This window comes from Nocardioides sp. LHG3406-4, from assembly GCF_049897745.1.
Lineage (GTDB): Bacteria > Actinomycetota > Actinomycetes > Propionibacteriales > Nocardioidaceae > Nocardioides.
On the sequence record NZ_JAFCWV010000003.1, the window covers coordinates 242,162 to 257,945 of the forward strand.

Here is a 15,784-nt window from a genome sequence, read left to right on the forward strand (position 1 = left end):
GCCCATCATCCGACACGCTCCGACCCGGACGCGACGACGGCCTGCGCGACGACGAGGTCCTGCCACGACATTCCCGAGCTCTTGAAGACGGTGGGGCGCCCGAGGTCGAGCAGGTGCTCGCCGCGTACGACGCTCGCCATGGGCACCAGGTCACGCCCGCTCAGGCTGCCGTCGGCCACTGCCATGGCGACGTCCCCAGACTCACGTAACGCGGTCGCGACGTCCTCGACGACGACCTCGGCGCGGGACATGAGCGCGGAGTCGAGCTCCCGCGCGTCCGGCTCGTGGGAGCCGACCGCGACGACGCAGACGTCGTCGGCGAGCAGGCTGGAGTCGAACAACGGCGCACGTGCGCTGGTCGCGCACACCACCAGCTGGGCGGCCTCCAGCTTCGCGTCCACCGTGGTCGATCCCGCCGCGAGCACCCGGAAGCGGCTCGCCACGGCGTCGTCGACGCGCTCGGGTCGCCGTACGACGAGCGACACGTCCCCCAGGGTGATGCCGGGGCAGTCCGCGAAGGCCTCGACGTGCGCGATCGCCTGAGGTCCCGCGCCGAACACCACCACGTCGACTGGTCGGGCGTGCCGTCTCAGGGCCGGCTCGATGCCGACGACCGAGACCGCGGCCGTCCGCAGCGTGGTCAGCGCCGTGCCGTCGATGAGGGCGGCGACCGCGAGGGTGTCGGCGTCGAGCAGGACGTACGTAGCCCGGATCCGTGGCAGCCCCGCGGCCGGGTTGTCCGGGGCCACCGTCGCGATCTTGACCCCGGCGGCGCCGAGCAGGTGCGACGGCATGAGGAGGATCTGGCCGCGCTCGACGTCCACGACGGAGCGTGGTGGATCGGCCGTGGTGTCCAACCCCGCCCGCAGGGCCTCCGCGACCGCCCCGGCTGCCTCCCGGGGCGTGAGAGCAGCCAGGACGGCGTCCGCGTCGATGACCCGGGGGCCGGTCATCTCGCTACGAGCTCGTCGGCGGGCCTGCCCTGCTCGAGCCTCTCGTGGACCTTGAGGTTGGCGTAGAACGAGATCATCACGATCGCGAGCAGCACGAACACGGCGGTGAAGATGCCACCCGTCGCGGGCGGTTCGGCGGCTCCGCCCGCCTGCTCGCGGGCAGAGCCGTTCAGGAACGGGATGACCACCAGCACGGCCAGGCCCATCACGGCCTCGACGAGCACGACGCGCGGGAAGTGGTCCAGGCACACCCGGAACAGGGGACGATCCTCGCCCGCGGCTCGAAGCTGGGCGATGCGGGGGAGGAGCACGTACTCGTTGAACGCCCCCAGGCCGATCATCGTGAACACCAGCAGGACCTTCAGCAGCAGGACGCGGCCGTACGGCGTCTCCCAGAGCTGGGAGACACCGCCGACGGACTTCCAGCCGAGCCAGAGACCCGACACGAGCACCGCACCCACGCAGATCTCTCCAACCAGGCTGAACCGCTTCCACACCTGGGCCCAGACCAGCCCGGCCGCCGGCGTCAGCGCCCCGCGGACGGCGGCGAGGAGCGCGAGCGCCACGACGCCGCCGATCCAGGCCGTCCCCGCGATCGGGTGGGTGTGGCTCATGACGTTGGCGGTCCAGGTGTCGGCGTTCTGGCCCTCGAGCGTCCCGGGGATGCCGAGGACCCACTGGGCGACGAAGAGCACGGCCGCCGAGATCAAGGCCAGGCGGTCCATTCGCTCCCTCACCCGCGGGCTGAAGAGCACGACGAGGAGCAGCGCGGAGATGAGGAACATGACGAACTGCAGGAGCGTCAGCATGCCGGGTGCGATCCACACGTCGTCAGCCTTGCTGACGCTCAGGTAGTCCCAGATCGCCGAGGGCTTGAGGCCCTCGCCGTACGGCATGCCCTCGGTGGCCCGGGTCGTCTTGCTCGCCAGCTGGGGGTAGAGCGAGGCGAGCAGGACGACGCCGCCCCACGCCATGACCAGCCCCGACCGGCGTCGGAGCACGGCACGGTCGCGCGGGTCGGTGTTCGCGTCACGCAGGGCGGGCCGCAGTGCCGCGAGATGGACGACAGCGGGGCCCATACCTGCCGCGAGGCCTGCGAAGAAGCCGAACTTGGTGAGGATTCGCCACAGTGGTGGAACGAAGTCCTCCACGACGGCGGCCTGCATGATGGAAGCGGTCATGGTCACGAGGTGGTTCCTCCGTCGCGAGAGTTTGAGATGAGCTCGGCGAAGAACGGCTCCACCGCCGGCAGGATGAGGGACCCGCGGTGTGCGACACCCGGGACCATGTCGAAGCGGACGTCGATGCCGTGCGCTGCGAAGTTCCGCTCGAGGGTCCGCAGGCGCTCGATCCGGGTGCTGCCCGTCTTCTCGACGCCGTCCATCCAGTTCGACTCACCGGGGTTGTTGATCTCCCAGGTCTCGATGTCGTCGGCTCCGACGACCATCTGCACGGGCACGCGGCGCATGGCCTCGATGTCGGCTGGTCGGCCGAATCGCTTCTCGAAGTCCTGGGTGCCCAGCCACCAGGGGAGGGCGTCGTCGAGTTGCGTGATGCGGCCCGGCGCTCCGATCGAGACGCCCGCGAGGCGATCGGGATGCAGGTAGAAGAAGCGGTGTGCGAACTGACCGCCGCCGGAGAACCCGTGCAGGTAGAACCTGTCGGCCGACACGGGGAACCGGGCGGCGACCTCGTCGACGATCGCCAGGAGGGCGTCGTCGAAGCGGATGCCGCCGTACTCGATGAACTTGAAGTTGTGGAGGTCGCTCGGGTCGATGAGACCCGCCGGGAAGAGAGGGGCGAGGATGACTGCCCGGTTCGCGTCCGCGAACGGCCTGAGGTCGTCGCGATACTTCGCAGCGGTACGAGCCGTGCCGTGCTGCACGACCACCAGCGGAGCATCCTCGATGTCGAGGTCGCGGGGGACGTAGAGACAGTAGGAGAGTCTCTGGTCGTACTGCGAGGCGGTGAAGGGGACACCGCCGCGCTGGTAGAAGGCGGACGTCGGGGCGTCGGGCTCGGCAGCCGTCACGCTGGACTCACTTTCATCGTGATGGAAGGGGGCGTGCTGGGTGGAACGGTCAGTGCGTCCGGGCGAAGGCCGCGCGCAGCTCTGCCACGCGCTCGGGCTGCCAGTCCGGCCCGGGAGCGGACGACAGGAGCATCTCGGTGTAGGGATGGGTGGGTCGCTGCAGAACGTCGTCGGTGCTGCCCTGCTCGACCGCCTCGCCCTGGTACATGACGAGGATCTGGTCGGTGACCTCGGCGACGACCGCCAGGTCGTGGCTGACGAAGACGAGACTCACCCCGGAGTCCTGTCGGATCTCGTTGAGCAGCACCAGGATCTGCGCCTGGACCGAGACGTCGAGGGCCGAGACGGCCTCGTCGAGGACCAGGACGGCTGGGTCGACGGCGAGCGCCTTGGCGATCGCAACGCGCTGCCGCTGCCCGCCGCTGAGCTGGTGCGGACGGGAGAGCCGGAGTGTGGCGTCGAGGCCGACGCGGTCCAGCAGGGTGGCGATGCGCGCCTCGGCCTCCTCGCGCGACACGTGCGGCCGGTGCCGGCGGAGGACGTCACGCAGGGTCCCCTCGACGGTCAGTCGGCGGTCGAGCGACCCGTACGGGTCCTGAAAGACCATCTGGGCCTCGCGCGCCCGGGCGAGCCTGGCCTTCTTGCCACGTGCGGTCCACTGGCGGTCGCGGTCGCGGCCGTCGATCGTGACGGTGCCGGCGTCGGGCCGCGAGAGCCCGACGATCATCCTGGAGACCGTCGTCTTGCCCGAGCCGGACTCGCCGACCAGGCCCATCGACCCGCCCTTGGGCAGCGAGAAGCTGATGCCCTTCGCCGCCGCGACGGGCGTCCCGCGGCGGGTCGAGGGGTAGGTCTTGGTGAGGTCGCTCACCACGAGTGCGTCTGTCATCGGCCTGCTCGCGTCGTCGGCCGGGCCGTGGACGGCGATGCGGCGGTGCGCCCCGGCAGGCGCGGTGTCGCATCGGCGAGGGCCCGGGTGTAGGGGTTGGTCGGGTTGACGAAGACCGTCTCGGCGGGCTGCTCGTCGACGACGGACCCGTCCTTCATGACGTAGACCCGGTCGCAGTAGGCAGCGGCGAGGAGCAGGTCGTGCGTGATGAACAGGACCCCCATCTCGCGCTCTCGCCGCAGGCGACGCAGCACGGCCAGCACCTCGGCCTGGGTCGTGACGTCGAGCGCGCTCGTCGCCTCGTCGGCGAGCAGCAGGTCCGGATCCGTGCTCAGCGCGGAGGCGATCACGACGCGCTGCAGCATGCCGCCGGAGAGCTGGTGCGGATACTGCCGCAGCAGCTTCTCGGGCTCCCTGAGCCCGACCTCCGCGAACAGCTCGACCAGGCGCCTGCGTGCCTCGGCCTTGGGGACGCCGTGCACGTGGACGAGGCGCTCGGTCGCCGAGTCGCCGATGCGGCGCACCGGGTTGAGCGCGGATCGCGGGTCCTGGAAGATCATCGCCGCCTTGTGCGTGCGGACGTCCCGGATGTTCGCCGGGTTCTCGTCGGAGACCTCGACGCCGCACACCGTGATGGCGCCGGAGGTCTCCGACCCGTCGGGGACCAGCTGTAGCGCGGCGCGCGCGGTGGTCGACTTGCCCGACCCCGACTCGCCCACGAGGCCGACGGTCTCGCCCGTCGCGACGTGGAGCGAGACGTCGCGCAGGATCTGGCGCGGACCGCTCGCCGTCGGCACGGTGAGGCTGAGGTCGCGGATGGTGAGGAGCATGGTCCTACTTCCTGACGGCGAGCTTGTCGGACAGCCTGACGCCGACCACGTTGGTCGCCACGACGACGATCGCGATCGTGAGACCGGGGACGATGGCCGGGCCGAGGATGCCCTGGATGACACCGGCCCGGCTCTCCTCGACCATGAGGCCCCAGTCGGAGCTCGGCGGCTGTGAGCCGAAGCCGAGGAAGTTGAGCGACGCCAGGCTCATCAGGCCCTCCCCGAACAGCACCACGAGGTAGCCGACGAGCGTCGGCAGCATGTTGGGCAGCAGGTAGCGCGCGCACAGCACGAAGCCGCCGACGCCCTGCAGGCGGTAGGAGTCCACATAGGGCCTCGCCATCTCCTCCAGCGCCACGGCGCGGGTGAACTTCGCGATGGCAGGGGCGTAGGCCAGGCCCATCCCGATGATCGCGGTGACGGCACCGCTGTCGAAGACGGCGATCACCAAGATCACGAACAGCAGCCCTGGGAAGGCGAACATCACGTCGGTGATGCGGGCGAGCAGGGCGTCCACCCAGCCCCGGTGCCACGCCGCGGTGACGCCGATCAGGACGCCGAGCGTCGTGGCGAGGGCCAGCAGGGCCATCGAGCCGAGCAGGGTGGGGCGCGCGCCGTGGATGATGCGGGAGAGCAGGTCGCGTCCCAGCTGGTCGGTGCCCAGCACGTGTGAGGGGCTCGGCGGCTGCCAGATCGCGTTGAAGTCGGTGGCAGCCGGGTCGTACGGCGAGACCCACGGCGCGAGGACCGCGGCAGTGACGACGATCCCGAGGATCGCCAGGCACAGGTAGTAGATCCGGTTGCGGCCGCGGCGTGGTGCGGCGGCCAGGACCGGTGCGGCTACGGCGTCGATGCTCATGCGGAGTCGCTCCTAGCCAGGGTGCGGGCGTCGATCAGCGGATAGAGCAGGTCGATCAACGTCGTGACGGCCATGTACGCGATCACCATGTAGAGGAGGATCGCCTGGACGACCGGGAAGTCGTGGGCGTTGATCGCGTCGACCAACAGGCTGCCGACGCCGTTGAGGCCGAAGACGGACTCGATGACGACGGTGCCGGCGAGCATCCCGGCGATGATCAGGCCGCACATCGTGATGACCGGGCCGAGCGAGTTGCGCAGCACGTGGCGCCAGATGATCCTGCGGGTCGACAGGCCGAAGCTGCGGGCGACGTCGACGTGCTCGAGGCTCTGCTGCTCGACCATGGTCTGGCGCGTCACGCGACTCACCACCGCCAGGGCGCCCAGTGCGAGCGCGACGGCCGGGAGGGTCAGGTGGTAGACCCGGTCGACGAAGCCTTCTCCCGAGCCCGTCACCTCGAACCAGCGCAGCTCCACCGCGAAGACCGACACCAGCACCAGGGCCACGACGAAGTTGGGGACCGAGGTCGCGAACGTCGTGGCGCCCGTGATGAAGGAGTCGACCGCCGTGCCCCGGCGCAGAGCGGACAGGACACCGAGGAGGACGCCGATCACGATGAAGAGGACCGCGGCGTAGGCGACCAGCGTCATGGTGACCGGGAGCCTGGTTCCCAGCAGGTTGGCCACGGGCTGCTGGTAGACGAACGACGAGCCCAGGTCGCCGTGCAGCAGGTCCTTGGCCCACAGCAGGTACTGCTGGATCAACGAGTCGTCGAGGTGGTACTGCGCGCGTACTGCGGCGACCCGCTCCGGGGTTCTGTCCTCGGGGTTGCCGATCAGGAAGGTCACCGGATCGCCGGGGGCGGCGTACATGCCCCCGAAGATCACGAATGAGCTCACGGCCAGGGTCAGGACCAGGGCGCCGAGTCGCCGCAGTAGCGCGAACATCACTCGCCCGTCGTGCCCAGGTCGGCCGCCCACGGGTAGTAGCGGTACGAGCCGGAGGCCGGCACGCCCGTCACCTCCGAGGACATCGCGACGGTGCTGGGGCTCTGGATCGCTGCGATCCAGGGCATCTGGTCGGCCCACATCGTGGCCATCTCGATGGCGATGTCGGCCCGCTCGCCGTCGTCGAGGGCCGCACGGCCGTCCTTGACGAGCTGGTCGTACGCCGGGTCGTTGAGCAGCCACTGCACCTCGGAGTCCGACGCGCCGTTCTTGTAGAAGCCGACCGGGTCGTTCTTGGAGATGAAGTAGTCGTCCGAGAACAGGTCGGCCTCCTGGCGCACCTCCGGGCTGGAGTAGTAGTCGCCGTACTGCACGGTCGGGATCTGCGTGATGCTCGCCTCGAGCCCGATCTTCTTGGCGGCGTCGACGACCGCGTTGGCGAGCACGTTGCGGACCGGGGTGCTGTCGCTGGCGACGACGATCGGCTTCGTCGTGCCGGCTGCCTCCACGAGCTTCTTCGCCTCGGCGATGTCGTCGGCGGACGGCTTGGCGGGAGAGCCGGCCAGGTCGTCGTACGCCGTCTCGAACGTGCTGCGCTCGTAGCCCCACGCTCCGGAGCCGACCGGCTCCTTCCACGGCTGTCCGAGCCCGGCGAAGGCGGCGCGGTTGATGCCATCGCGGTCGAGCGCGAGCGAGAGCGCCTTGCGGAGGTTGGGGTCGGTGAGCCCGCCGCGCTCGGTGGCCATCAGGTTCCAGACCCGGGTGTCGGGGCCCTGGCTCACCGTGGTCGCGCCGCCCTCGGACAGGCGAGTGGCACTGGCGAGGTTCTCGAGGTATGCGCCCTGCGCCGATCCGGTGACGAGGGAGTTGACGATCGCGTCGTCGCTGCCCCACTTGAAGGTGAGCTCGTCGGTCTTGGCGGCCTTGTCGGCGTCCCAGTAGTCCTCGGCCTTGGTCAGCACGACCTTCTCCCCGGAGCTCCACGAGTCGAGGGTGAAGGGCCCCGAGCACGCGTCCTTGCCGGAAGGGGTGCCGAAGTCGTCGCCCTGGGCCTCGAGCGCCTTGCGCTCGTAGACCACCCCGGCGTCGCCGGCCAGAGACTCGATGAAGACGGCGTCGGACTGGCCGAGCGTGAACGTCACCTCGTGGTCGCCGGTCTTCTCGATGTCGGTCACGTTGACGAACTCGTCGCCCTCGGAGTCGCCGTTGCGGTGCCGCTCCATGCTCCAGACCACGTCGTCGGCGGTCATCGGCGCGCCGCTGTGGAAGGTGACGTCGTCGCGGAGGGTGAAGACGAGGGTGGTCGGGGTCGTCCACTCGTACTCCGACGCCAGGCCGGGGCCGAGGGTCAGGTCGGTGCCGAGCTTGTTCAGTCGCTCGCAGACGTTCGACATGATCAGGTCGGTCTGGGAGTTGGCCCCGTCGTTGTCGAGGTCCAGGCTCACCGGCTCCTTGGACATGAGCCACGTGGCCTGGTCGAGCTGACCGGTCGCGGCGGGCGTCGAGTTGACGAGCTTGACGGACTTCTTGGCCTCGGCTGCGTTGTCGGAGGGCGACGACGCGCTGCAGGCGGCAGTGAGCGCGGTCATCGCGCAGACGGAGACACCGGCAGCGAGCCAGCGTCTGGGGGTCGATGCGGACATGATGTTGCTCCTAGGAATAGAGGTTAAACGGAATGAGCTCGTAGGGGGTCTCGCACGGGGGCCCGTACGCGAGGTAGTAGTCGCCGGTCGAGAGGTCGACGCAGCTGGAGAGGGTGGTCGACCACTGGTCGATCTCCGGCAGGCGCTCGTCCGGGTGGGCGCACAGCGAGTCCGGGAAGCCGAGGTGGTCCGCCATCGCGGTGTGGATGGCGGTCCGGACGTCGACGGACTTCTCCGGGTTCGCTGCTCGACGCAGGCCCTTGCGTGCTTGTGGCACGCGTAGGAGCGAGTCGGGTGACATCGGCCGGTGGTGTGCGGCCAGCTGGGGGGGCACGAATGCCTCGTAGTGGTTGCCGTGGACCAGGACGCCGTCGACGGCGTACTCCCAGCCGTGGCCACCGGGAGTCGTCTCGATGTCGATCGAGAACCCGGAACGGTGGGTGAGCAGCGCGTTGCTGGCGATGTGAGCCTGGGTGCGCACCAGGACCTTGAGGGCGTCGGCGATGTTGGCCGCGTCCAGGACGGTACGGCGGATGACCGTCTGGGGCACGCCGATCACGTCCTCGAACCGACCGCCGAGTCCGTTGGCGTTGAGGGCGATGCCCTCGGAGTTGGCGCCGTGCCGGCCCACCTGGCCGGCCTCGACCTGCATGACCAGGGTCGGCTTCGGCGGCTGCTCGATGCGCAGGACGACGACGGTGTCGCGCACCGCGTGCCGCCAGTCCCAGTTCTGCCCGGCGTAGACGTGCTGGTCGCCCGTGGCCTCGTCGCTCAGCGAGAAGGACGTGCAGCCGTCGATCTCCTCGCGCCGGGGATCGGCCGTCCCGGCTCGCACGAACCAATTGTCGTACATGATCTCGCCGCGGCAGTTGAGGGCCACGATCTCGGAGAGCGCGACGTCCGCGCCGCGGGCGATGCCCACCATCTCCTCGTGGATCTCGGGGTACTCCTGGGCGATGAGCTCCTGCCAGCCCGCGGCGTGCGCCTGCGCCTCTTCCCAGTTCAGGCCGGCCTGGTAGGCGAAGGCCTCCCGGTAGTACGCGATCGACCGGGCGATCAGGTCCGCGGCGGCGCTGCCGTGCTGCAGGCCGCGCTCGAGCGCAGACGGACTCGAGATCTCGATGACCCTGGGCGTTGGCATGAAAGGGATGCTCCTGACTTCGGTGGCGAGACGCTGGTTACGAACGGCTTGATCTTGTAGTGTTCGCTACATGAGTGGAGTGGACGATACACAGCCTGACGCGGTTGTAACAGATGCTACGAACAAAAATCGTGGAATCAGCGACCTGCGGTCCAGGATCCGCGAGCACTGGGACGGCTTCTCGCCCGCGGCTCGCAACGTGTGCCGGTCACTGTCCGAGATCACCCCGGAGCACCTGCTCTACATGTCCGCCGCCGACCTCGGGACGGAGACGCGCACCAGCAACGCCACGGTGATCCGGACCCTGCAGGCCCTGGGCTACTCGGGTCTGGCGGAGCTCAAGGGGCTCGTCGCGGGCCCGTTCAGCACGGCGATCCCTCCGGAGGTGCGCACCCGGCGACGGATGGAGGCGACCGGTGGTGACTTGCAGAAGGTGTGGGACCGGGTCACGACCGAGTCCATGGACCGGATCGAGCTGCTGCGCCGTACCTTCTCCCTCGAGCGCTACGAGGCGGCCGTCCACCTCATGCTGGAGGCGCGCGAGATCACGACGTACGGGTTCGGCGCCTCGTTCGTGGTCGCGGACCACCTCGCCCTCAAGCTCCGCCGGATGGGACGTCGCTCGCGATCCATGAACGCATCGGGCTTCCGGCTGGCCGACGAGCTGCTCGGCATCGAGCGTGGAGACGTCCTCGTGCTGTTCACCCCGGGCCGGCTGCTGACGGACGTCGAGGTCCTGCTCGACCGCACACGGACGGTGGGCGCCACGACCATCCTGGTCACCGACGAGCTCATCGGCCGGCTGGACGACGCCGTCACGGTGACCCTGCACGCGCCCAATACGCCCACGGGCCTGACCGGAGAGCCGCTGACCACGATGGTCCTCGCCGATGCGCTCGCGCAGGGCGTCGCGACCTCCGACGTGGAGCGGACGGTGGAGGCCTCACACACGCTCACCACGGTCCGTCAGCAGCTCGGGTTCTGAGCATGACGACCTCGACGGTGGTGCTCTACGGCGACAGCATGCTGGGGCGCTTCACCAAGCCGCGGATCGACGCACTCGAGCAGGCCGTCGGCGTGCCGGCGACGGTCCTCAACTGCGCAGCCGGCGGGTGGAACAGCGCTGACTGTGCCCGACGCGCACCGGCGCTTGCCCCGCTGCGGCCGGACCTCATGGTCCTGTCCCTCGGCAGCAACGACTGCGCACCCTGGAAGCAGGTCCCGGTCGACGCCTTCGCCGACCACGTCACCGAGATCCTCGCGGCGTTCAGCCACAGCTACGTCGTCGGCCTCCTGCCGCCGGTGATCCTCGAGGTCGACCGCCCGGGGCTCGGTCGTCGACGCAACGCCGACCTGGACCGCTATCGGGAGGTCCTCCGGGCCAAGACCGAGGGCTGCGTCGAGGTCGACCGGATCCTCGCGGGGGTGACGAGGGTCCCGACGCTCGAGGCCGACGGCCTCCACCTGACGTCCAGCAGCTACGACCTCGTGGTCCCGGCGCTCGCGGACGCCATGACGGTCGGGCTGCGAGCCGCGACGGGACGGGCATGACCGCCGACAGCTTCGGCACGCGAGGCCGCCTCGAACTGGCGGGCATCGCGTACGACGTGCACCGGCTGGCCGGTCTGCCGGGCCTCGAGCGCCTGCCGATGTCGACCAGGATCATCCTCGAGAACCTTCTGCGCCACGAGGACGGCGAGACGGTCACGGCGGGTCAGATCCAGGCGTTGCTCGATCCCGGCTCGGACCGCGGGGAGATCGCGTTCCTGCCGTCGCGGGTCTTCCTGCACGACACCAACGGCGTGCCCCTGCTGACCGACCTGGCGGCTCTCCGGGACGCCGTGGAGCGTGCCGGCGGCGACAGCACGAAGGTGAGCCCAGTCGTCCCCGGTGAGCTGACGGTCGACCACTCGGTGTCGACGGACGTCTCCGGGCGGGCTGACGCCCGAGAGCGGAACATCGAGATCGAGTACGCCCGCAACGCGGAGCGCTACCGGTTCCTCAAGTGGGGCTCACACCTGGACGGCATGACGGTGATCCCGCCCGGCGGCGGGATCATGCACCAGATCAACGTCGAGCGCCTGGCGCGCGTGGTCGAGCGCCGCGACGGCTGGGCCTTCCCCGACACCTGCCTGGGCACCGACTCGCACACCACGATGGTCAACGGCCTCGGCGTGCTCGGCTGGGGCATCGGTGGGGTCGAGGCCGAGTCGGCGCTGCTCGGCCTGCCGGTCTCGATCCTCGTGCCGCCGGTCGTGGGCGTCGAGCTCGTCGGCGCACTGTCGCCCGGGGTCACGGCCACCGACCTGGTCCTCACGGTCACCCAGCGGCTGCGGGCGCACGGCGTCGTCGGCAAGATCGTGGAGTTCTTCGGAGCAGGCCTGTCCGGCCTCAGCGTCGAGACGCGCACCACCATCGCCAACATGGCGCCGGAGTACGGCGCGACGAGCGGGCTCTTCCCGATCGACGCGGCGACGCTCGGCTACCTCCGCCTGACCGGTCGCGCGCCCGAGCACGTCACTGCGGTCGAGACGTACTGCAAGGAGCAGCTCCTCTGGCACGACCCCGGCTCCGTCTCCGCCTACGACGAGCGCGTCTCGATCGTCCTCGACGACGTGGAGCCCTCGTTGGCCGGACCGCGTCGGCCGCAGGACCGGGTCAGCCTGCCGCAGGTCCGGACGAGCTTCCGGGAAGCGGTCGCGGCGGCCCCTGCGAGAGCCAGGACGATCCCGCACGGCTCGGTCGCGATCGCCTCGATCACGTCGTGCACCAACACCTCGAACCCGGAGGTGATGGTGGCCGCCGGCCTGCTGGCGCGCAACGCACGCCGGCGTGGCCTGACCTCGCAGCCGTGGGTCAAGACGAGCATGGCTCCCGGGTCGAAGGCGGTCACGAGCTACCTGGGCCGCGCGGGCCTCGACGAGGACCTGGACGCCCTCGGCTTCCAGACCGTCGGCTACGGGTGCATGACCTGCATCGGAAACTCGGGTCAGCTGCTGCCGGTGGCCGCGCAGGCGGTGCACGAGGGCTCGGTCGTCGCCTCTGTCCTGTCCGGCAACCGCAACTTCGACGGTCGCATCAACAACGACGTGGGCCTCAACTACCTCGCCTCGCCGCCGCTCGTCGTGGCCTACGCGCTGGCCGGGACCGTCGACCGTGACCTGACGAGCGAGCCCCTCGGCCAGGGACCGGACGGCGTGCCGGTCTACCTGTCGGAGATCTGGCCGTCGGACGCCGAGATCGGTGACGTCATCCGGAGCTCTCTCCAGCCTGGGATGTTCACCGCGGCGTACGAGAACCTGCTCACGGGGGACGAGCGCTGGGCGGCGCTGTCCGGCGAGCCCGGAGCGCGGTTCGGGTGGCACCCTGACTCCACCTACGTGAGACGACCACCATTCCTCGACGGCGTCGGGCGCGACGTGCCCGAGACCGAGGACGTCGTGGGCGCCCGGGTGCTCGCCCACCTCGGCGACTCCGTCACGACCGATCACATCAGCCCCGCCGGGCGCATCCCGGTCGAGAGCCTCGCGGGTCGCTACCTGACGTCGCTCGGAGTCGCACCGAAGGACCTCAACACCTACGCCTCGCGCCGCGGCAACTTCGAGGTCATGACCCGGGGAGGGTTCTCCAACCCGCGGCTGCGCAACCGGTTGGTGCCCGACGCCCCGGGCGGCCTGACGCGGGACGCCGACGGCGCCGTCGTGCCGATCTACGAGGCGGCGCAGTCGTTCGCCCGATCACGCACCCCCCTCGTCGTGATCGGCGGCACGGAGTACGGCTCCGGGTCGTCTCGCGACTGGGCGGCCAAGGTGACGTCCCTGCTCGGGGTGAAGGCGGTCCTTGCGCAGTCGTTCGAGCGCATCCACCGCTCCAACCTCGTGCAGATGGGCGTGCTCCCGCTGGAGCTGGTCGATGGGGCGGCTCTCGCGACGCTGGGTGAGATCGACACGATCGACATCATCGGGGTCCGGCGAGCACTGACACCGGGGACTCGGGTGCTGGTCCGGGTCCGGGCCGGTGGACGGGACGTCGAGCTCGAGGCGCTCGCGCGCATCGACACGAGGCGCGAGGCCGACTACTTCCGGCACGGTGGCATCCTGCCGTTCGTCCTGCGCCGGTTGCTGGTCGCGTGACGTCGACCGTCGAGCCGCTGCTGCTAGGGCGCTCGATGGGCTCCGACGAGGGGAGCCTGGGGTTCTGCTCGGTCATGCTCGTCACGACCGTGCTTCCCGGGGCTCCGGCCCACCGCATCCTCTTCGACACGGGTCACGCGGGCCGCCGGAGAGCGCTGATCCGCGAGCTGCACCGCGTGGGCCTGACGCCCGGCGACATCGATGCCGTGGTCCTCTCGCACTCCCACTGGGACCACGTGCAGAACGTCGACCTCTTCCCGCGAGCGCGGGTCCTGATGCACCCGGACGAGCTCGTGTACGCCGAGTCGCCGGGCCCTGACGACCTCGGCGTACCCCCGTGGACCTCCTCCCTGCTCTCCGCGGCCCGCCCGCACCCCGTCCGGCCCGACGAGCAGGTGGTCGCGGGCGTCCGGGTGCTGCACCTCCCCGGGCACACCGCGGGATCGATCGGGCTCGTGGTGGAGGCGTCGGACGGACTGCACGTGCTGACTGGCGACGCAGTCTCGACGGCGTTCGCGATGGGCGCGCGGCGATGCGCGGCAGCGCACCACGACCTGCGGTTGTCGGAGGAGTCCATCGACCTCGTCGGCGCGACGGCCGACGTGGTGTGGCCCGGGCACGACAGGGCGTTCCGCGTCGCCGACGGCCGGCCCGCGGGCTATCTCGTCGAGCCGACCTCGTTGGTCTTCCGGGTGCGAGGCCGGCCGGCGTCCCCGGACGACCTCGCGACCTCGCCCCGGCCCGCGACGTGACGCCGGCACCTGACGGCTGGAACGTGGCATTGGGGCGTGGCTCCCTATTTGCGAAGCCAGATGGTGATGGCGCGTAGGACGACGCCTCCTCGGTAGACGGCTGCGAGCTTGTCGTAGCGGGTGGCCAGGCCGCGCCACTGCTTGTGTTCGTTGAAGGACCGCTCGGTGACGTTGCGACTCTTGTAGATCACCGCGTCGAATCCAGGCGGTCGCCCGCCGGCCGGTCCGCGTCGTTTGCGGTGAGCCATCTGGTCCTAGGGCTGCGGGATGACCGCCTTGACCCGATGTGCCCGTAGCTCGGCGCGGATCGCGCGCGAGGAGTAGGCCTTGTCGCCGATCACCGCGTCGGGGCGGGTGCGCGGTCGACCAGGCCCCAGGCGATTGACGGCCAGGTGTGCCAGGAGCGGCTTGAGCATCGGGGAATCGCCAGCCTGACCTGGCGTGACCGCGGTGACGAACGGGCGGCCGTGGCCGTCGACGAGTTGGTGGATCTTGGTCGACATCCCACCGCGGGAGCGTCCCAGCGCGTGATCGGGTGGCTCGGCGCCCAGGTCTTTGAAATTTAGGAGCCACGCCCTAGGCCGCACGAGCCCGTCGGGGTCAAGGATTCGTCACTGGCTTCCGCTCCTCGCCCAGCCCGGTGACCCTAGTCGTGGACGACAACCGACGCTCCGACGATATGGTCCCAACGTGGACTGGTACGTGATGGGCGCGGCTGCTGCCACCCGAGATCTGTGGGTCTCGATCAAGGGGCCGACAGCGCCCGACTACGGCGTCTGGTACGCACCGTCGGGAAAGAACGTCAAGGCCACTCTCGGCATCGAAGGACCACCCGGAGTCCGCGATGTCGAGTGGTACTTCATCCAGCCACGAGACCACCGCGGCAAGCGCTTGGTTGACGCTCTGTGGCAGTACGGCTTCGGGCTGAAGGTCTACAGCGAACGGATGTGTGCGGCGATGGAGTCGTGCGGCGCTCGTCTTCAGACGTGGCCGGCCGACGTCCGGTTCAAAGACGGTTCGCCTGTGGAGGGGTATCTCTCCGTGCTGGAGGACGTTGCCGCTCCCGGTCCGGTTCACAGCATGTGGCGAGGACGCCGCGCGGGCCGGGTGGCGATCAACGAAGAGGTACGTCAGGCCTTGATCGATGGCGGCATGACCGGCCTTGAGATCAGAGACGCTGCCTCATCCTTTCCCGGCGACAACGGCTTCTACGACGCCACGTCCGGATAGCCGTGCGTACGGAGACATCGCTTCGTAACGCTCGGGCGAAGGTCTCTGATAGCGCTTGCCTAGATGTGACGTCCAGTCAGGTTGTTCAACCTGGCGATCGGTGAGCGTTCCCCGATGGCGGAGTAGGGGCCAGTGGCAACTGCACTCGTGGACCCATGCTGGCATGGCAGCGAGTCGGGCGGCTTCGGAGTTGTAGGACTTCTTGAACGCCCGCCCCCGGCGAGGGTGCGGTGGAACCGCTCGATCTCCCGCCGTTGGTCCGCGGGCGGTAGGGCCGCGTCCGCTTCCGCTTCCGCGCGACACCCAGGTCGGCGCAGGTCTGGGGGCCACAGGTTGCTGCGGTAACAGCTGCCGTTGTCACTGAGGACCTGTTGA

The 15,784-nt window shown here is 69.8% G+C and carries 16 protein-coding genes; 5 read left to right on the forward strand and 11 right to left on the reverse strand.

The genetic code is table 11. The features are described from left to right. Positions 1 to 5: 5 nt before the first annotated feature. The 9 genes from ACP7BP_RS12865 to ACP7BP_RS12905 are packed head-to-tail and all read right to left on the reverse strand — an operon-like array spanning position 6 to position 9,294. Positions 6 to 953 carry an ornithine cyclodeaminase family protein gene (locus ACP7BP_RS12865; RefSeq protein ID WP_426245020.1) on the reverse strand — a complete coding sequence of 316 codons (948 nt, stop codon included), beginning with the start codon at positions 951 to 953 and terminating at the stop codon, positions 6 to 8. After that, complete coding sequence (locus tag ACP7BP_RS12870; RefSeq protein ID WP_426245437.1) at positions 950 to 2,134, reverse strand: CopD family protein; 1,185 nt, start codon at positions 2,132 to 2,134, stop codon at positions 950 to 952. Before ACP7BP_RS12870 ends, ACP7BP_RS12865 begins: the two co-directional genes overlap by 4 nt. Before the next feature lie 2 nt (positions 2,135 to 2,136). After that, positions 2,137 to 2,985 (reverse strand): alpha/beta hydrolase, encoded by an 849-nt coding sequence (locus tag ACP7BP_RS12875; RefSeq protein ID WP_426245021.1) that lies wholly within the window; start codon positions 2,983 to 2,985, stop codon positions 2,137 to 2,139. Positions 2,986 to 3,034: 49 nt separating this feature from the next. Further along, entirely contained in the window at positions 3,035 to 3,874 is an 840-nt protein-coding gene (locus ACP7BP_RS12880) for an ABC transporter ATP-binding protein (protein ID WP_426245022.1), read from the reverse strand. After that, entirely contained in the window at positions 3,871 to 4,704 is an 834-nt protein-coding gene (locus ACP7BP_RS12885; protein ID WP_426245023.1) for an ABC transporter ATP-binding protein, read from the reverse strand. The genes ACP7BP_RS12880 and ACP7BP_RS12885 overlap by 4 nt, the downstream gene beginning before the upstream one ends. Before the next feature lie 4 nt (positions 4,705 to 4,708). Beyond that, positions 4,709 to 5,563, reverse strand: coding sequence for an ABC transporter permease (locus ACP7BP_RS12890; RefSeq protein WP_426245024.1), 855 nt, complete (start codon positions 5,561 to 5,563; stop codon positions 4,709 to 4,711). Next, the gene (locus tag ACP7BP_RS12895; protein ID WP_426245025.1) at positions 5,560 to 6,510 is read right to left on the reverse strand and encodes an ABC transporter permease; all 951 of its coding nucleotides are present in this window, start codon (positions 6,508 to 6,510) and stop codon (positions 5,560 to 5,562) included. Before ACP7BP_RS12895 ends, ACP7BP_RS12890 begins: the two co-directional genes overlap by 4 nt. After that, a complete protein-coding gene (locus tag ACP7BP_RS12900; RefSeq protein ID WP_426245026.1) occupies positions 6,510 to 8,153 on the reverse strand; it encodes an ABC transporter substrate-binding protein in 1,644 nt (547 codons plus the stop codon). Before ACP7BP_RS12900 ends, ACP7BP_RS12895 begins: the two co-directional genes overlap by 1 nt. A 10-nt stretch (positions 8,154 to 8,163) precedes the next feature. Then, positions 8,164 to 9,294 (reverse strand): C45 family autoproteolytic acyltransferase/hydolase, encoded by a 1,131-nt coding sequence (locus ACP7BP_RS12905; RefSeq protein ID WP_426245028.1) that lies wholly within the window; start codon positions 9,292 to 9,294, stop codon positions 8,164 to 8,166. Between the two features lie 199 nt (positions 9,295 to 9,493). Between ACP7BP_RS12905 and ACP7BP_RS12910 the strand changes: the two genes are divergently transcribed. The 4 genes from ACP7BP_RS12910 to ACP7BP_RS12925 are packed head-to-tail and all read left to right on the forward strand — an operon-like array spanning position 9,494 to position 14,179. Next, the gene (locus ACP7BP_RS12910) at positions 9,494 to 10,279 is read left to right on the forward strand and encodes a MurR/RpiR family transcriptional regulator (RefSeq protein ID WP_426245030.1); all 786 of its coding nucleotides are present in this window, start codon (positions 9,494 to 9,496) and stop codon (positions 10,277 to 10,279) included. A gap of 2 nt (positions 10,280 to 10,281) precedes the next feature. Beyond that, positions 10,282 to 10,845: an SGNH/GDSL hydrolase family protein gene (locus ACP7BP_RS12915; protein ID WP_426245032.1), complete on the forward strand. Its 564-nt coding sequence runs from the start codon at positions 10,282 to 10,284 to the stop codon at positions 10,843 to 10,845. Continuing rightward, positions 10,842 to 13,427, forward strand: coding sequence for an aconitate hydratase AcnA (acnA, locus tag ACP7BP_RS12920; RefSeq protein ID WP_426245033.1), 2,586 nt, complete (start codon positions 10,842 to 10,844; stop codon positions 13,425 to 13,427). Before ACP7BP_RS12915 ends, acnA begins: the two co-directional genes overlap by 4 nt. Then, positions 13,424 to 14,179, forward strand: coding sequence for an MBL fold metallo-hydrolase (locus ACP7BP_RS12925; RefSeq protein ID WP_426245034.1), 756 nt, complete (start codon positions 13,424 to 13,426; stop codon positions 14,177 to 14,179). Before acnA ends, ACP7BP_RS12925 begins: the two co-directional genes overlap by 4 nt. 44 nt (positions 14,180 to 14,223) lie before the next feature. On the opposite strand, the gene ACP7BP_RS12930 is transcribed toward ACP7BP_RS12925, so the two are convergent. Then, positions 14,224 to 14,370, reverse strand: a complete 147-nt coding sequence (locus ACP7BP_RS12930; RefSeq protein WP_426245035.1) for a hypothetical protein — start codon at positions 14,368 to 14,370, stop codon at positions 14,224 to 14,226. Positions 14,371 to 14,433: 63 nt separating this feature from the next. After that, a complete protein-coding gene (locus tag ACP7BP_RS12935; protein ID WP_426245036.1) occupies positions 14,434 to 14,766 on the reverse strand; it encodes a transposase in 333 nt (110 codons plus the stop codon). 103 nt (positions 14,767 to 14,869) lie between these two features. On the opposite strand from ACP7BP_RS12935, the gene ACP7BP_RS12940 reads away from it, so the two are divergent. Beyond that, positions 14,870 to 15,409, forward strand: a complete 540-nt coding sequence (locus ACP7BP_RS12940) for a hypothetical protein (RefSeq protein WP_426245037.1) — start codon at positions 14,870 to 14,872, stop codon at positions 15,407 to 15,409. Positions 15,410 to 15,784 lie beyond the last annotated feature (375 nt).

What these genes read in the sequence shown, in the direction of transcription:
- ACP7BP_RS12865 (WP_426245020.1), bottom strand. Translation starts at nt 953, where the DNA reads ATGACCGGCCCCCGGGTCATCGACGCGGACGCCGTCCTGGCTGCTCTC.
- acnA (WP_426245033.1), top strand. Translation starts at nt 10,842, where the DNA reads ATGACCGCCGACAGCTTCGGCACGCGAGGCCGCCTCGAACTGGCGGGC.
- ACP7BP_RS12880 (WP_426245022.1), bottom strand. Translation starts at nt 3,874, where the DNA reads ATGACAGACGCACTCGTGGTGAGCGACCTCACCAAGACCTACCCCTCG.
- ACP7BP_RS12885 (WP_426245023.1), bottom strand. Translation starts at nt 4,704, where the DNA reads ATGCTCCTCACCATCCGCGACCTCAGCCTCACCGTGCCGACGGCGAGC.
- ACP7BP_RS12870 (WP_426245437.1), bottom strand. Translation starts at nt 2,134, where the DNA reads ATGACCGCTTCCATCATGCAGGCCGCCGTCGTGGAGGACTTCGTTCCA.
- ACP7BP_RS12905 (WP_426245028.1), bottom strand. Translation starts at nt 9,294, where the DNA reads ATGCCAACGCCCAGGGTCATCGAGATCTCGAGTCCGTCTGCGCTCGAG.
- ACP7BP_RS12915 (WP_426245032.1), top strand. Translation starts at nt 10,282, where the DNA reads ATGACGACCTCGACGGTGGTGCTCTACGGCGACAGCATGCTGGGGCGC.
- ACP7BP_RS12890 (WP_426245024.1), bottom strand. Translation starts at nt 5,563, where the DNA reads ATGAGCATCGACGCCGTAGCCGCACCGGTCCTGGCCGCCGCACCACGC.
- ACP7BP_RS12895 (WP_426245025.1), bottom strand. Translation starts at nt 6,510, where the DNA reads ATGTTCGCGCTACTGCGGCGACTCGGCGCCCTGGTCCTGACCCTGGCC.
- ACP7BP_RS12900 (WP_426245026.1), bottom strand. Translation starts at nt 8,153, where the DNA reads ATGTCCGCATCGACCCCCAGACGCTGGCTCGCTGCCGGTGTCTCCGTC.